Here is a 15,339-nt window from a genome sequence, read left to right on the forward strand (position 1 = left end):
TTAGGAAATTCTGCCCAACATGGTGCCTACGTTATTCCCTGCTATGATTGGTCGCGCAATTGCGTTTTGCGCGACCGGGTTTCGCGAAACTGGCAGAAATGCAAGCGTATCTCCAGTCAGTTGCCTCCGCCATATCGTGCATTCAATGATCCAGTGTGCCATCCTTTTGGGCGCGCCGTAATTCATGGTAGACCTCGGTGCGGGTCCTTCCGGCGTGTGCACGGCTCTCACTACCGCCCACGAATGCGCCGCGCATTGCGTCCGAAGTCATCGAAGCGTTGCTGTTGGATGCCGTACTGGTTTCGCACGAAAGAAACGAACGGTCATCTTGTATCGGAAAACAGCGACGGCACTCGCGTACGCCGCCACTTTGAATGCAGAAATGTCGTCCCGATACGCCGCTTGGCTGATCAGCCCGCCCATGTTTTACGGCAGTCCGCTCTGTCTCCTGGAGCGATTTCCTGAGCGGCCGTCGCGGCATTGGCGTTTGACGCGGCGGCTTGCAACTGGTTGACAGGCCGTCGCGCGTATTAAAAAAGCGCAAGTCGGGTTCCTGATCGCGGATTTCTAGCCGGAAAGCTGAAATACTTGCGGCGCATTAATGTGCCCCGGCGAGGTTTGCGCGCGCATTGAACGCCAGGATAGTGAGGCGGGTCAACCGGGCGCTTTGGCGTTCGCTGCAAAAAATCTCAGATTGAATGACTACCCCCGCACCGGTGGATTGGGCGTCCCACTCGTACCTGCGTCCGTCGGTCATGCTGACGCATGAGCCTGACAGGGCACTATAGTTTTCCCGATTCGCGGGCCGGCGGGTATTGCGCTATCGGGCTGAGTGCAGGTGCCGCGCGGGTGCCCTCGCTCAGCAGGGTGGGGATTTCGTCGAGGCGCAATAGTGTAAGGTTGCCGCCGTAGACAACACCCGTGTCGACGTTGATGACATTGTGGCTCACGACCGGCCGGGGTGAAGGCGTATGTCCTACGATAACAGCCGTGACCCCTTCGACCCTGCCGCACGTATCAAGCCTTCCGGACTTCAACCGCCTGAACAGTCGTGCTGCGACGCAACGCATCGACGCGAAGCCGTCCGATCCTGGCAACTTCCATCGTGACCGATCCCAGATGACCTTGCGCCGTATCTTCCCGTCAACACCTTCTTTCATTATTGCCTTAACCGTTCTGGGCCAGGATTGCAGAGGCACGTTCGCATGTACGATTCCGACCAGACCAAAGTCCGTCTCTATTTCGATTGCATAGGGGAGCGCTGCCATGTACGCAACGATAGCGTCAATGGACTGCCCGTCCGCTGCCATATCAAGTAGCCACCTGCCGCCATTGCCCCGAACGAAGCCGTCATTGGCGCCATAAAGACGCCAGCGCACGATCGACTCCTCATGATTGCCGCGCACCGACTGGATGTCGTACCGACGCACCACATCGAGGACAGCAGGTGATTCGAACCCTCTGTCTACGAGATCGCCGACGGCAAAGAGCCTGTCCCTAGCGAGATCGAACTGGCATGCTTCGAGTTCCTTTCGCAGTTGCGAGAAACATCCGTGCAGATCGCCCACAACAAAGTCACGACCTGACGTATTTTTTTTAAAGCGCCGAACTGGTAAGAAGGTCTGCCGCATTTTTGCCGCCGTAAGGATGTCCTCGTTGCACCGTCGTCAGGATGGAGCGTAATGTTCAATCCGAGTCTCCAGCGCGGCAACACGAGGCTTTACGCAGTCGTTCAGAGAGAGTTGCTTACGGGTGCGCGGCGCATGCGCGTCGCGGGAGCTTTGTTTCGCGAGCCAGGTGCGGACGATAGCGTCAATCAGCCACTGATGTTGATCTTTTGCCGGCGTGGCGACTGTGGTCCACCGCACAGGTCGTGTCGGGTGTCAATTGCTCGCCAGTAGTATCCGTTTGTAAACAGAGATGTATTCGTCCGATGGTTTGATCCGGTTGCTTCTGCCGATGAACGCGCGTCGCGCGGAGGCTGATCGCCAGCCGACCTTGTAAAACGCCAGTCGCGAATTAGCCTTATAATCAGGATGCCTTATCGAACAGACAGGGACCGCATCCCATAGGCGGGCGAAGCGGCAGCGTCCTTCAGACCGAATTTAGCGCCATTGAACTGCCCCTTGCGATGCGATGCGTCAACTCACTGCCTGAATTCGTGATCCCGGCCCACCAGAGGCATTTGAAACCTGGCATCACATCCGCTCTGGATTTCATGTGGCGATGGTCGTGCTTGATCACGTGGTTCATATATTTCGACAATCTAATCTTCGTGTCTTCGGGCAGCAGGACCATCCGTCTTCATCTCGCGCACTGCGCGGTGCGAAGCAGCATAACCGGCGGGCGTAATGGTCTCCGGCGACTGGCCCTGATGCCTAAGGGCCTGGCTGCAGAAGGCTTTGGCGGCGGCCATGTCGCGCCTCCCCTGCATGAAGTCCACCGTCTGGACGACTCGATCCCCCGCACGGTAGGGGTATACGCACCTGCCGCACATCTTTATATGGGTCTCGTCGACACCCCAGGAGCGACCCGCACCCGTAGTACAACGGTTACAGCGTTTGACCAACTCGGGCGTATAGCGCCTCAGCCAGCAGGACCGTCGTGTGAGCCAGCAACACGCCCCGTTCGACCATCATCTCAACCAGATCGCGTAGGCTGAGCTTGTAGCGCAGATACCAGCGAGCAAACAGAATGATGATTTTCCGATCAGGATGACGTCCGCCGAACAACTCCTCCAGACTCTTCAGCTTGCTCATGGCGGGTCATCAGGTCGCTTTACTCCGACAGCTCTAACCGATTCGCCGGACCTATTTGCAACATAAACCCCGTCGATACCGCCTGCTTCGGTCGTGCGCGCCAGTTGCAGCCCCGCTCCCTTATCACCGAAGTCAAGCTCCAGACGATCGCTGAAGCCGAGGCAAACTGTGACAGCAGCGTGACATTCTCGTCACAGAAAGACGAGCTGGGCATGAACCGCGTGACGGTCGACTGACAGCTGACAGAGTTGGTAAAGCGCACGTTTGACCGCACCGTCGCATTGCTGGCGGAAGAATTGCGGCGTGCCAGCGTGCCAGCGTGCCAGCGTGGCGGACGTGCAGACCGACGATCCTCTGGACGGCAAGCCGTGGCCAGCGGTACTCGAAAGCTCGCGGCGTCACATGGGCACGACCCGGATGCACGACTCTCCCGGTCACGGTGTAGTCGATTGTAACTGCCGGGTACATGGCATGAGCAATCATTACGTGGCAGGCAGGTCGGTATCTCCCGCGGTTGGCGCTAACTTTCCGACCGTGTCGATCGCGGCAATGACCTTGCATCTGTCAGAGCATATTCTGAAGGCGCTGCAAGGCGAAGTTGCGTCGCTGGGACGGGCGGCACCGATGGCAACGGGGGAGGGGCGACGTGGATACGAAGAGGTGATGCCGTTCGCGACGCCAACGCACCACGCGCGGTCTGAGACTACCTTCATTGACAAAATGTAGGCCGCTACTTTTCAACGCAGTGTTCGTTTGGTATCGAACGTTCGTCAAGCGACGGAAGGCCGATCGGTCGTAAACGCCAGGATAAAATTACCGGCACTGGAGCAACGAAAAGAAATACTGCGTCCGGTGGACCTGACGGGAGCTGCCACCGAGACTCGCGGCGTTCTCAACTCGGCGCGGCCTGGATGCCGATCAAAAGAGGTAGCTCAACGATATACGGGGGAAATGTGAGAATTCTACATTTAGTCCTTTCGCCGCGTCTCTCCGGGGCAGAGGTGCTCGCGAAAGACCTGGCTATCTATCAGCAACGGAGTGGGGAGGCAGTGGGCGTGACTGCGCTAACGCCACCTCAGGATGACTTTGCCCGACTGCACGATGAGCTTTTGAGCGCTGGGGTCCGATGTCTGTTGCCGCTGCATGCGGCTGGGCTGCCGGGCAGGCTGTGGGGCCTTTTCCGATCGGTGCGGACGTTCCGCCCTGATGTGATCTTCGCGCACGCAACGATTCCGGCATTTTACGTTCGATCGCTACCTATTACGGTACCCATCGTGTACGTTATGCACTCGGCAACCAATGACTTTGAGCGCGGGTTGTTTCGAACCGTCGAACGTGCCTTGAGTCGAAGGGCCGAAGCGATTATCGCTGTTTCCCCGGAGAACATCCGGGACTATGTCGCCGCCGTTCGCCGTCACCCTTGTCTTGAGTTGATCCCAAATGGGGTGGACGTAGCGCGCTTCTCCGGCCAGCGTCCTGCGTGCAGGTGTGCAAAGACACGACTCATCGTCCAGATCGGGCGGTACACGTCTGTCAAGAATCAGTTGCTTACCGTTCACGCTTTTGCCGAACTGATAGAACAGGTGCCAGATGCACGCCTGGTTCTTTGCGGCGTGATTGAAGACGATGCGTATCATCTTGCTGTTACTGACCTGGTTTCAAGGCTAGGGTTGGATAACCAGGTGACAGTCGAAGGCCCACGATCGGATGTCGCTGAGCTTCTCGCTGACGCAACCGCGTTCGCTATGCCGTCGCGCTCGGAAGGACACAGCATTGCGTTTCTGGAAGCTCTTGCGTCGGGCATCCCTGTCGTCGCGAGCGACATCCCCCCGTTTCAGTTTGCAGCCCATTACGCCGCCGTAACTTTGCTCGACCCTCAGAGCACACGCGATTACGCGAATGGGCTGATCGCTGCGATGAATCAGCAACGCGTCCACCGTCCTCTGATCGGATTGACACTTGCCGATACTGCTGAAAGATATCTTGCGGTTGCCAGGCGCGTGACACGTAGGGAAGGTGAAATGTGTGCGGGTTGACTGCCGCGGGCAACATGGTGGACAACACTGGCTGGCAGACGCCGCGACATGCCTGCCCGGATCCCGGGCGGTCAGTTCGAACTCAATTCCTGGTGGCATAAATTGCCGCATCCGGTGAAGCAGGCCCAAGGGGTTATTTAGCTATTTTTGCTTTCCGTGCAAACGTTTCGGCAACCTCTTTAAGGCGATAGCTGCGACCATCGAACTCGAGCAGGTGGCACGGGTGGATGAGCCGGCAGGATCGTGGTGCTCATCGTGTTGTTGCCCCAGGCTACAACCTCATTTTCCTCTCCGTTGGCTTGCAAAGATGCTCAAGGAACGCGTGGCTGAAATCAGCCTGAGCTCTTAAACTAGCAATTGACGGCCAGGCTTGTCATGAGGAGGCAGAATTGCGCTACCAGAAACACAACAGTATCGTTGAGGCCACACAGTGGCTCGGGCCGGGGGATCATCCGGCTGTCGTACAGCGGGGTATCACGTGGGCGATAGCGACACCTGAAGGATGGACGGATGTTCATCCTACTGACTGGATTATTACCCCTTCGGAGAGCGCATCTTTTTGCGTGAGTAACGCGCTGTTCACAAATCTATATGAGCCGGTTGCTGAGCAGACCCCGGACGCCCCTCCCAGCGCTCCGGGTTACCCACAAATTGGGCGCCGTCACGAAGACCGTTGAAGATTGGGACGGCGGCTGCGGCATAGTTCAGGCAACCTTCCGATCGTGGTCAATCGATTTTGAGGTCGATCGTTTCAAGGCGGCAGCGAGAATCCAGAGCTCGTTCACGCCCAGGATTTTCCGGAAGTGCTTCCCAGCTTCCAGGAAGCCAGCGGCCGTCCAGCGCTAGGCCATACCGGCGTCACGACAGCGCTTCACGCGCCCCGCGCCGTTCGGATTCTCAATGATGTTGGTCGTCGACAGCCCACGGATGAGCGCCGGCGTCAGGCCCAGCTTGCTCACCAGAACGTCTCCCCGGGCCCCACGAGCAGTGTCGGCGAGGCGTCCGGATGGTCTGCCTTGAGCCACGCCGTGTGTGTCTTGAGCTTGGTGATGCCATTATCGGCCGACAGCTTGCAGGCCGCCTTCATGATCGAGGGGGATTGCGAAACGCTCTCTCTGGGCAGGCGCTCGAGGACGTTGCGCTGCTTGTGCACACGGTGGCGCTGCAGCGGGCCCGTTCGCCGAAGAACTCCTCGATGGCCGAGCGCAGAGCGCAGCGTTTTGGAACCATCGATCACAGACAGGTATTGGCGATCCGCAGGCAGGCCGCGCTCGATCAGTCTGCGCAACAGATCCTTGTGACGATCTGGGCGTTCTCACTCGAGCCGCTCGGGAGGCCCAGGAGATGTTTCTGGCCGGGGGCTGTCCACCGCCGATGGCGGCGATGATGTGACGCGAGTCGACGATGATGCCGTCCACGTGGATCGCCAGGAAGTCCTTATCATCGAGTCGCCGCCTCATCAGCTCGGTGAGCGCCGTCTGACCGGCGTTGATGAGCTGGCGCGAGACGCTGCTCCTGGAGATGCCGACGGTGCCGGCCGTCTCGGGCAGGACCTTGGCATATCTGCGCGTCGACACGCCCATGACCATGACCTCGTGCACGCGCTCGGCGAGCCGCGGATTCTCGTTCAATTGCTGGTAGGCGGGGACCGGCACTTCGCCCCCGCCCCGACGCCGAAGGTCCGAAGCCGCACACAAGAGCTTCCTGTTTGCCGATGCCGGCGCTCATGCCAGCGCAAACCTCTACTCTCTGGTCCAAACCTGCAAGGCCGGTGGCGTCGATCGATATCGATACGTTACCCGGCTGTTCCAGCACCTTCCTCTCGCGTAGGCCGTCGACGATTACGCCGCGGCAATGCCCTCGTACATGCCCGCAGGACCACGTTAAGTCGGTCGCTTCTCTTCCCGCCACTCTCTGACCGGCGTCGATAATTGGCGGCCTACAAAAAACCTATCTGCCTGAGCGAAATAACTTGACCACTACAAACCTCTTCAGTCGGTTTGACAGGTCCGACCCTGCACACTCGCACGGGCGGTGCCGGGCAGTGCTGGGACGTTCAACGCAAGCACGCATTGAACGCGCGCACAGCGTTGGCCGCCGCGCGCTTTTCGCGCCGCTGCAACTCTTCCACAAGCAGTTTCTGGAATAGCGCCGTTTCCTTTTGACCGTATAGCTGAAGAAACTCTTCAAGTACCTCGCGAACGGCGAGTTGCTCGGTTTCTGGAGTCAGCATGCTGGCGATATGGGAGCATCCCCGAGCCAGTTCCAGCACGTAAATCCTACGAGCGGACGCTAACGTCTCGCCGCTTGTCCGGCCCCGTGGCATTGTTCTTTTTCGCTCTCATTTTTCATGACAACATCACGTCTGGCAGAAGAAGCACCACTCGCGTATGTCTTCCAATTGGTCAGTTCTATGATAGCGGGCGTTGCTGAAGAAAAACTTAAGGTGCGCCATTCGCGTGCGCGACACGTGACGAGGCGTCCGGCAATATATAAAAAAAGCCGGCCATAGGCCGGCCCGAAAAGCCCTAGCTTCCGAGGTAGCTAGAACCTGAGAGAGCATGCGCCGCTGGGGGCCCGTACTGCCATGGCTGGCGAGTCCGGGAACGGCGCGCGATGCGATAATAACCCAGAAATGGCGCTAGACTGGGGAAAGTTGAGGGCACCGTTTGGTCTGGCACAGGAACGCTTTTTCAAGCTGCCCGCGTAGATGAGCGCCAGCGCTAGCGTGACATCGTTCGCGCCGGGTCGGCGACTATCTGTGTGGGTTTTTTACCCCCCGTTTGCAAAAAATAAGTTGCGCGGGGGTACGGGAGTTTCTCTGCCTGGGGTTAGTACATATTCGACAAATCCAGCCATTTCGCTATCCTCCGATCCCGACACGCGTGTGAGAAGCCGTAGCCGTGAGCGTGCACGACCTTCTTTTCGACGCGACATGAGCGATCCGCTGATCGCCGCTCGCGCTGCCGCACGACTTCCTGACGTTTCCGTCCGGACTGCAAAGACGCGGATCGAGCAAAAGACCCTCGATTGGTGGAACGCCCCGAGGGACATCGGTGCATCGGGGTCAGCGCGGTACCTCGGCCGGTGGCACGACCGAACAATCGCGGAGGAAATGTGCCTGCACCAATCCTGATACACGCCGGTACAGCGCGAACAGAGCACTATCGAAGAATTCTCGAAACCCTTCCGTATCAGGTTGCGTCGACCGATGACACGCCGGAAACCCTAGTCGAGATGGGGATGTTACTTCCGCGCCTGATCGTTCTTGATGCGCGAAGGCTGGGGGCGGAACTGGTTTCGATCATGCAACGGGTAGCCTTTGACCCAAGGTTTGGCCATACACGCGTGTTGGCGGAGACAGACCTGAGCCACGAGCACGTTTCAGCGAGGACTGGCTTAAGGTCAAGGTTGTCGGTCGTACCGCCTGGCGTGTCGTCGTCGGCATTCCTTTCTTTGGCAGTGCAATTGTGCGAAGTCTGCGCGCCCGAAGACTTTCATCGACTGACTCCTCCGTCCCCACCAGGCTACCCCCTACCCGCTAATGAAGCGGAGCGGCTGCTTGCTGTAACCCGCGCAGGGGTGCTCGATACAGAGCACGAGGGGTGCTTTGACGATCTGGTCTGGATGGCGGCGACGGTCCTTGAGATGCCTATCGCGCTTATCACCGTGTTGACGCCGACGCGACAATGGTTCAAGGCGCGACACGGCATAGGGCTTACCGAAACACCCCGTTCGCAGGCCTTCTGCAATTACACGCTGTTGCAGCACGACGTGTTCGTCGTCGAGGATGCCATTGTTGACGGCAGGTTCCGGGACAATCCGCTCGTCACCGGGGAGCCGCACATCCGGTTTTATGCGGGTGTTCCAGTCCATGACGCTGATGGACACCGTCTCGGCGGATTGTGCGTTATTGACCGGGTTGCGCGCGCCTTCGACGCGAGGCAGCGGCGGCAGCTCTCCGTCCTCGGGGAAGCCGTCTCGGAGAAAATCAGACTTCGCCTCGTCGATCGCCGCGCAAAATGGATGGGCGCAACCCTGTAGTGGACAGAGGAGGGCATCCGGGCTATCCGCAGGCTGTTGGCTTTTCACTTGCGGTCCGGCGCAGCCGTGGCTCAACCGGTTTGAGTTTTTGGGCCACCTCCTCGCTGGGGTACTTGCCCGATGGCTGTTAGCCAACGTCTCAGGAAGTGTAGGGTTGCTCCGCATTTCGCAGGAGTTCCATCATTTGCGCAGCCTGCAACGGTTTCGAAAACAGGAACCCCTGTCCGCTTTCGCAAGACCATTCACGTAGGCGGGCTGCCTGCGCATCGGTCTCGATCCCTTCTGCGGTTACGTCCAGATCGAGAGAGCGGGCCAATGAGATTATCGCCTGCACGATTGCGTCGTCTTCAGCGTTCGTGCCGATGCCTTTCACGAACGACCGGTCAATCTTGAGGACATCAAGGGGCAACGCTTTGAGGTAGCTGAGCGAAGAGTAGCCCGTGCCGAAATCGTCAATGGCGATCTTGATGCCCTGAGCCTTCAGCTTGTGGAGCGTGTGGATGCTTGCTTCCGTATCCCGCATGATGATGCTTTCGGTTACCTCAAGTTTTAGTGATCCGGGCTGGATGGCAGAGAGACGAAGCGCGCACATGACATCGCCCACGAGTGAGGGGTCTTCAAACTGGCGCGGCGAGAGATTCACGCTGAGTTGAAGCGGCGGCTCCTGCGGAAACATGTCCTGCCAGATCGCTGCCTGCTGGCAGGCGGTCTGAAGCACACTACGTCCAATTGAAATAATCAGGCCGGTTTCCTCTGCGATGGGAATGAATTCCGCAGGCCCGATCAGCCCGCGCTCCGGGTGTTGCCATCGCACCAATGCCTCGACCTCGCGAACCTGTTCTGATAGCAGGTGCACGATCGGCTGGAAATGCACGCGTAGCTCGTTCCGTTCTACTGCCTGACGCAGATCTGCCTCAAGCGTTAAACGGTCTAGCACATTAAGGCGCATGTGGGAGTCGAACGTCATATAGCGTGCCTTGCCGGCGCTCTTGGCCCGGTACATGGCGACGTCCGCATCGCGGAGCAGCGTGTCAGCGTCAGTCTGGCTCGGGCTCATCCCGGTATCAGTAAGCGCTATGCCTACGCTGGCGGTAACAACGTAGCCCCTGCCTTCTAGCATGAACGGGATTTCGAACTGTTTCAGGACGCGCTGCGCGATTAATGTCGCATCGCTCCCGGATTCGCTTGTCAGTCGATCGAGCAGGATCACGAACTCGTCACCGCCGAGACGGGCGACTGTGTCAGACGGGCGGATACAATCCCCCAGCCGTCGCGCGGCTTCAACCAGAAGTGTGTCGCCCTGCCGGTGACCGAGGCTGTCATTGACGCGTTTGAAATTATCAAGATCAATAAAGATTAGCCCGACTCTTGCCTGTCGTCGGCTTGCACGCGCAAGCGCACGGTCGATTCGATCCTGAAGTAACGCGCGATTCGGTAGACCGGTGAGAACGTCGTAGAACGCCTGCTTTGTGAGCTGCTTTTCGAAGTTCTTTCGCTCATTCAGGTCTCTCAGCGTCACGACAAAGCCGCCGACTGCGTCATCATGCGAAAGATTGGTGACCGAGCATTCGACGTAATGCCAAGTGTCCTTGATATTGGGCACGCGCAATTCTACCGTGGCCGTCCCGCTCGCAGTTCCGGAGACCTGCCGCCAGACTGCACTAAGGGCGGCTTCGTCCCTGGGGTGGATCAGATCCGCTAGTGAGGTACCGGACAGATCACCGTTCGGCCCCCCAGAAATCCGATCCCATCGTTGGTGCCTGGTAAAAAATGCCGCCCGTCGCATCGCACAGGAAAATGGCGTCTGACGTATTTTTAACGAGCGCATGAAGGCGCCGCTCGTTGCGTCGGTTTGCCCGGAGCGTGGCCTCAACAGTTTGCAGCCTGTACCGGCGCAGTTCGAGCGCGAAAAAAATGACAAGGGCGAGCCCGATGCCAAAGGCAATCGGAGTCCCAAAGAAAACGGCGCGCTGGATCCAGGCAAGGTGGCTCAACTGCTCCATCGCCTGGGCACGACGAGCACCTGCTTCCTTGAAGATTGCCTGCTCGATCCTGTCAAATGACGGGTCGGCGTATTTTTCGTCGATTTCCTTTACGGTTGCCTGGTCACCGATGTCTGCCGCGGCGAATATCTGTGCGATGTAGGACAGGTACGCGTTATGTTCCTGTAAGAGTCTGTCAATTGCCGGGGCTTCGCGTGGCTCGAGTATCCGTAAGTGCCTTAAATCCGAATCCAGCGACGCGCCAGCATGGGCATGGGCCCGCCGAACATCACCACCGGGCTCGAGGCGATACTTCCGCTCAAGAGATTCCTCAGCACCGACGCAATAGCGCGCTTCGTCAAAAGCTTCGCTGATTTCGCTTGCGTGTTCCGCTGCCTTGCCGGCCTCGTAGCTCGTCCATGCGGCTATGAAAGCAAGAACTGGCAGCAGGACCAGCACGGCGATCAGCCCGACGGTGGCCCGTGCTCCCGAGTCAGCAAGCAGCAATAGACGAGGCACTCGCCTCACAGACCCGACAATGACGGTCCATTCGTTGAAAAGCATTCGAAACATGATTGCCACTGGTCCCATTGCATTTGCTGTGCTGATCAATATCTGATGGTCTGCGCCTCCAGCGCCTGAGGGGGCCGAACACTTCAGTTCCCTGTCGATTAACGGCGTAGCTTTCCCCGTTCTTGAATATCGCCGCGCGTGATCGAAAAAATTCCGCCGACACGAGTACCACACCGAAGCAACAGGACTCCGACTACAGCCAGAACAAATGGCTTGAAAATGCCATCTGGCACCGAAGTGCTGGAATTTTTGTTTTTCGAGAAAAAACTTCTGAAGTTTGTGAACACGCAGCGTCGCATCCTGGCAATCACTCGTCATTGTGCCTTCGCGGCGACACCGACCGCCGTCGGAAGCAACGTTACGAAAGAAAGGTTCTTTAGGATCACGGTTTGATTTCGGATGACACGGTTTCCCGGCGTATATAACCATGCGAACTCGCGCATCGATTTTGCGAATGTTTTAACGCACGGTCGCTGACAACATTGATATTAAAAGTCCCAGGAAGAAGACAGGGATTGTCCCTGTTGCGCTCGTATAAAACCACGAGCGACTTCGGCCGCGGAGAGGTTCGGGAACGTAGAGGTTTTTCCGATGGAACCAGCGAGGAGCGCATGGCGCGCATCAAGCAATGACTGATTCGCTCGTCCACCCCGAAAAACCACTGAAGTTTTCAGGACGACTCCCCGGTGACAATCGGTGAGACTGACTTACCGGCGAGAAGGCGTTGCAGTCGGTCGCGCGCGCTGATAAAACGGTGGGCCGGCAGCGTGGCGAGGTAGCGATCGTATAGCGTCACGATTCTTTCGAGACAGGAAACGTCTTCTGCGGGAATAGACCACGCCTCGCCGCGGTTAGCCCTGGCCGTGCTGCGCGTGAGCACACCCTCGGCGTCGCGAAAAAGATCCAGATCCGCCCGGCCGCGCATCGCTTCATGAAGAAAGTACGCCAGATAGACGATCTTGAACAGACCCAGAACCAGATCAACATTTCCTTGTCCGCTTCGCATGGCGACGAGCGCAAGATGGTTTTCGAGTGAAACCGCGCCGGCATGGGCAGCCGGCACCGGCAATAGCATCGCTTTGCTCAGCGGCTCCCTCCTGCGGTTCGTTTTCATAATGTGGCCAGCATAGATTTATCCAGGTCGCCGATCGGCGACGCGCTCTGCGAATGTTGCGAATCATTACACTCCGGCGCCTTCCATGCTAGGGGAAAGCTACGATCCGGGCATTCACAGCACCTCAAGAAGCCGAATATGATGCCGAACCGAACGTCGCCAGCGGACGGACGATCCATGCGGAGGTGACGCAAGGGGAGCCGGAAGGAGCAGCGTTCCGGTCCCGATGGGAAAACGCCGCCGAAAAAGCTGTCCAGCTTAACCGGCTTAAGCTCGTCTTCTCGGGACGCCGGATGGACGATCCAGCAGCCAACGTGAGCGCCCGGCGTCGTGGCAGACGATGATCGCGGGTTTGCCGGACAGTCCGCCAGGTCGTCTTCCCGTCACCGCGGCGCCAGACGTCAGCAATTGCCCTTCTTGGCCTGCCCCGGCGGGCAGAAACCGTTACCAGGCCCGCCTTGAGGTCCACCCTGCGGCATGATGATGGCGCCTGGCGCATCCGGAACATACAGCGCACAACCACTTAGCAAGCCGGCACTCGCCAGCAGAAGAGAGAAGATTATTTTCATGTTTTTCTCAAGGAAGGGCGTGCGCCCTTCCTTCGTCACGTAGTGATTGTTAGAAACCGAAGTTGACGTTTGTCTGACCGGTTGCCGATACATTGACTGCGGACGACTGGGTCGCCCCGGTGACGCTGTCGGCTTCTGCCGTGTACTGTCCGGCGGCACTTGCGGCCGGGGACAGCGCGACCGGCAGGCTCCCCGAATAGGTGCCGATCAATGGTGCGCCGGCTGGCAGGTTCAACGCGTAGGTACCGGTATCCAGATTGGCGTTCGCGCTGGTAATTTCGTAGTTGAGGCCGCTGATCGATTGCAGTGCCCGTACGATGGCCTGCGCACTGACCGGCAGAACGGTCCCGCTTGCGACGTGCATGACGGAATCCGGCAACGCGATCGGTGCCGACGACGTGGCCACGACCGTCGATGTATTCACAACGACCGGTACCGAGCGGACGATACCCGTAGCAACGTTATTCTGCACAATGACGACATCATAGTTGCCGTTAGTCGAACTTTGCTCGAGCGGGGTCAGCACGAACTGTCCGTTGCTGTCGGCAACGGTGCCCTTGATGACATGTCCGTTCTGCTCTGCATAGACAGCAGCCCCGGCTTCGGCGGGCGCGACGTAGCCGGAGATCGTACCACTCACGACCGTCGGCGTCGCGGTGACGACGGGCTTCAGACTGTACGAGCCGTTACCTTTGTGGACGACCGATTTGCACGCGTTGAAGTCGAGTACGAGATCGACCAGCGTGTTGGATTGAACCGTGAACGGCCGGATGATCTTGTAGCCGCTTTGCGAGGCGCCTGGCGTGTCGAGCGGCTGCTCGCTGCCGCCGGTCGGAACAATCGAATTTCCCAGCGTATTGCCCTGATTCTGCGCGAGCACCAGACGAACCTGCTGATACTGGCCGGCGGGCAATGCGGTTTGTCCAAGGTCGGCCAGCACGCCGTTGGTCAGCGACAGCAGATCGATTTTCTGGGGGCTCGACAGTGCCACGTCAGTCCAGCCGCCGTCGGTGTCACCGGCCTGCGCGTTCGCATTGACGCGAACCTTGCTGACCGTCACATATACATGGTCGAAACCGCATGACGGGGAGTCAGTCATCTGGACATGCAGCGTGCCCGTGGAAGTGCTGCCGCCATCACCACCACCGCCTCCACATGCGGCAAGCGCGAGTGGAAACGCCAGCACGCACGTCAGCGTCTTGTGTATCGTTTTCATGGAGGAATCCCCCTTCGTTGTTGTGTGTCCGAAGGATACGGATAGACCGTGTAAAGATTTCTGGCAAATTGAAACCATCCGTAACTTTGGGAGAGTCGGATGCTTCGGCGACCGTCCCTCCCAAAAAACAGAAGGGTGGACCTCTACCCGGGACCATCTGATCTGGCGCAGCGACTGTCTCTCTTTGCGCGCCCCAGCATGTTCGCCCGCCGGCAGCGCCATCAATTTCATGTCGGACAGGATTGGCGATCGTGGTGATCGTTGGGCAGCGTCCGAATCGGCGCCTGATGCGTGGGCCGCGCGGGCGGTGACTGGCGGTCCCTCAAGTGATTCAGCCTCGATATCGGAACCGGTTGCGTCAGATCGTAGTTATAAACGCTCTCCGTACTGCGCTACGTCTGATAAAACGGCCGTGTTTGGACTCTCGCTTGCACGACGGGCCAAGGGGCAAACATCGTTTGCTCTTGTCTCAGGCACTTCGGCGATGCGCAACGATTCACTGTTCGTCGTCATCATCGTGGTGATGTCTCCAGTCCCGGTACCGACGATACTCGTGCCAGCGACGCCGTTCCCAGTATTCGCTGTCGTATCCATACGCTGCAGGCGCAGGTGCATAGACTACCGGGGGTGCCGCATAGACAACGGGTGGCGCCTCGTAGACTACGGGAGGGGGGGCGATATACACGGGTGCTGGCGCTCCGAGATACACGCCAACGTCTACGTGCGCGAGCGCGGCGCCGGATGCACATCCCGTTGAAATTCCAATTGCCATCAGGAGGGTAGTGCGTTTCATGTTGTTTCTCCTGCGGCTGCTATCGCCAGCCGGACAGTGTTATATATCCTGGGATTATAGGGAGTGGGGTGGGCGGCTAATAGGACCCGGCTGTCACTTCTGTAACCATCGGTAACCTGCGGTTCGCCGGCAGCGATCCGCCCGGCGAGGGAGCTTTCCGGCGAAGAGTATCGCGGCGTTGCCCTATCCGACAGCGCTTGATGGCACCATACCGGCCTCTGCGCACCGACGTGTATGTTTTTGACACCGGCAA

General features: G+C 58.6%; 13 protein-coding genes and 2 pseudogenes. 3 read left to right on the forward strand and 12 right to left on the reverse strand.

Annotated features, from left to right (window positions below):
- Positions 1 to 782: 782 nt before the first annotated feature.
- The 3 genes from FFS45_RS07315 to FFS45_RS42270 all read right to left on the reverse strand — a co-directional run bounded on the left by FFS45_RS07315 (position 783) and on the right by FFS45_RS42270 (position 2,759).
- Positions 783 to 1,631 (reverse strand): metallophosphoesterase, encoded by an 849-nt coding sequence (locus tag FFS45_RS07315; protein ID WP_137954048.1) that lies wholly within the window; start codon positions 1,629 to 1,631, stop codon positions 783 to 785.
- A 635-nt stretch (positions 1,632 to 2,266) separates the two neighbouring features.
- Positions 2,267 to 2,497, reverse strand: coding sequence for a transposase (locus tag FFS45_RS42265; RefSeq protein WP_249362706.1), 231 nt, complete (start codon positions 2,495 to 2,497; stop codon positions 2,267 to 2,269).
- A gap of 55 nt (positions 2,498 to 2,552) precedes the next feature.
- A complete protein-coding gene (locus tag FFS45_RS42270; RefSeq protein ID WP_249362707.1) occupies positions 2,553 to 2,759 on the reverse strand; it encodes a hypothetical protein in 207 nt (68 codons plus the stop codon).
- Positions 2,760 to 3,176: 417 nt separating this feature from the next.
- Between FFS45_RS42270 and FFS45_RS42275 the strand changes: the two genes are divergently transcribed.
- Complete coding sequence (locus tag FFS45_RS42275; RefSeq protein WP_249362720.1) at positions 3,177 to 3,485, forward strand: GMC oxidoreductase; 309 nt, start codon at positions 3,177 to 3,179, stop codon at positions 3,483 to 3,485.
- Between the two features lie 227 nt (positions 3,486 to 3,712).
- Positions 3,713 to 4,795: a glycosyltransferase gene (locus tag FFS45_RS07330; protein WP_137954145.1), complete on the forward strand. Its 1,083-nt coding sequence runs from the start codon at positions 3,713 to 3,715 to the stop codon at positions 4,793 to 4,795.
- Between the two features lie 133 nt (positions 4,796 to 4,928).
- Here FFS45_RS07330 and FFS45_RS42100 read toward each other — a convergent pair.
- From FFS45_RS42100 to FFS45_RS07350, 3 genes and pseudogenes are all read right to left on the reverse strand, one after another.
- Positions 4,929 to 5,061, reverse strand: a pseudogene (locus FFS45_RS42100) (ATP-binding protein); the annotation flags it as partial.
- Positions 5,062 to 5,499: 438 nt separating this feature from the next.
- Positions 5,500 to 6,474 (reverse strand): annotated as a pseudogene (locus FFS45_RS07340) (transposase); the annotation flags it as partial.
- 377 nt (positions 6,475 to 6,851) lie between these two features.
- Positions 6,852 to 7,067 carry a hypothetical protein gene (locus FFS45_RS07350; protein WP_249362708.1) on the reverse strand — a complete coding sequence of 72 codons (216 nt, stop codon included), beginning with the start codon at positions 7,065 to 7,067 and terminating at the stop codon, positions 6,852 to 6,854.
- A gap of 1,034 nt (positions 7,068 to 8,101) precedes the next feature.
- Between FFS45_RS07350 and FFS45_RS07355 the strand changes: the two genes are divergently transcribed.
- Positions 8,102 to 8,839, forward strand: a complete 738-nt coding sequence (locus FFS45_RS07355; protein WP_249362721.1) for a GAF domain-containing protein — start codon at positions 8,102 to 8,104, stop codon at positions 8,837 to 8,839.
- A gap of 139 nt (positions 8,840 to 8,978) precedes the next feature.
- Here the strand turns inward: FFS45_RS07355 and FFS45_RS07360 are convergent, their stop codons facing one another.
- From FFS45_RS07360 to FFS45_RS07385, 6 genes are all read right to left on the reverse strand, one after another.
- A complete protein-coding gene (locus tag FFS45_RS07360; protein ID WP_171029598.1) occupies positions 8,979 to 10,442 on the reverse strand; it encodes an EAL domain-containing protein in 1,464 nt (487 codons plus the stop codon).
- 115 nt (positions 10,443 to 10,557) lie between these two features.
- On the reverse strand, positions 10,558 to 11,385 hold the full coding sequence (locus tag FFS45_RS07365; RefSeq protein WP_212745706.1) for a hypothetical protein: 828 nt from the start codon (positions 11,383 to 11,385) through the stop codon (positions 10,558 to 10,560).
- Between the two features lie 679 nt (positions 11,386 to 12,064).
- The gene (locus tag FFS45_RS07370) at positions 12,065 to 12,508 is read right to left on the reverse strand and encodes a hypothetical protein (protein WP_137954052.1); all 444 of its coding nucleotides are present in this window, start codon (positions 12,506 to 12,508) and stop codon (positions 12,065 to 12,067) included.
- Positions 12,509 to 12,909: 401 nt separating this feature from the next.
- Positions 12,910 to 13,077 carry a hypothetical protein gene (locus tag FFS45_RS07375; RefSeq protein ID WP_137954053.1) on the reverse strand — a complete coding sequence of 56 codons (168 nt, stop codon included), beginning with the start codon at positions 13,075 to 13,077 and terminating at the stop codon, positions 12,910 to 12,912.
- A 49-nt stretch (positions 13,078 to 13,126) separates the two neighbouring features.
- Positions 13,127 to 14,293: a DUF4382 domain-containing protein gene (locus FFS45_RS07380; protein WP_137954054.1), complete on the reverse strand. Its 1,167-nt coding sequence runs from the start codon at positions 14,291 to 14,293 to the stop codon at positions 13,127 to 13,129.
- 496 nt (positions 14,294 to 14,789) lie between these two features.
- Positions 14,790 to 15,086: a hypothetical protein gene (locus tag FFS45_RS07385; RefSeq protein WP_137954055.1), complete on the reverse strand. Its 297-nt coding sequence runs from the start codon at positions 15,084 to 15,086 to the stop codon at positions 14,790 to 14,792.
- Between the last annotated feature and the right edge of the window lie 253 nt (positions 15,087 to 15,339).

It is taken from the genome of Burkholderia sp. 4M9327F10, assembly GCF_005503145.1.
Classification (GTDB): domain Bacteria; phylum Pseudomonadota; class Gammaproteobacteria; order Burkholderiales; family Burkholderiaceae; genus Paraburkholderia.

Bases quoted from the DNA above. Each gene is read 5' to 3' on its own strand.
- FFS45_RS07315 (WP_137954048.1), bottom strand. From the start codon at position 1,631: ATGCGGCAGACCTTCTTACCAGTTCGGCGCTTTAAAAAAAATACGTCA.
- FFS45_RS42265 (WP_249362706.1), bottom strand. From the start codon at position 2,497: ATGTGCGGCAGGTGCGTATACCCCTACCGTGCGGGGGATCGAGTCGTC.
- FFS45_RS42270 (WP_249362707.1), bottom strand. From the start codon at position 2,759: ATGAGCAAGCTGAAGAGTCTGGAGGAGTTGTTCGGCGGACGTCATCCT.
- FFS45_RS42275 (WP_249362720.1), top strand. From the start codon at position 3,177: ATGCACGACTCTCCCGGTCACGGTGTAGTCGATTGTAACTGCCGGGTA.
- FFS45_RS07355 (WP_249362721.1), top strand. From the start codon at position 8,102: ATGCAACGGGTAGCCTTTGACCCAAGGTTTGGCCATACACGCGTGTTG.
- FFS45_RS07365 (WP_212745706.1), bottom strand. From the start codon at position 11,385: ATGCTTTTCAACGAATGGACCGTCATTGTCGGGTCTGTGAGGCGAGTG.
- FFS45_RS07370 (WP_137954052.1), bottom strand. From the start codon at position 12,508: ATGAAAACGAACCGCAGGAGGGAGCCGCTGAGCAAAGCGATGCTATTG.
- FFS45_RS07375 (WP_137954053.1), bottom strand. From the start codon at position 13,077: ATGAAAATAATCTTCTCTCTTCTGCTGGCGAGTGCCGGCTTGCTAAGT.
- FFS45_RS07380 (WP_137954054.1), bottom strand. From the start codon at position 14,293: ATGAAAACGATACACAAGACGCTGACGTGCGTGCTGGCGTTTCCACTC.
- FFS45_RS07385 (WP_137954055.1), bottom strand. From the start codon at position 15,086: ATGAAACGCACTACCCTCCTGATGGCAATTGGAATTTCAACGGGATGT.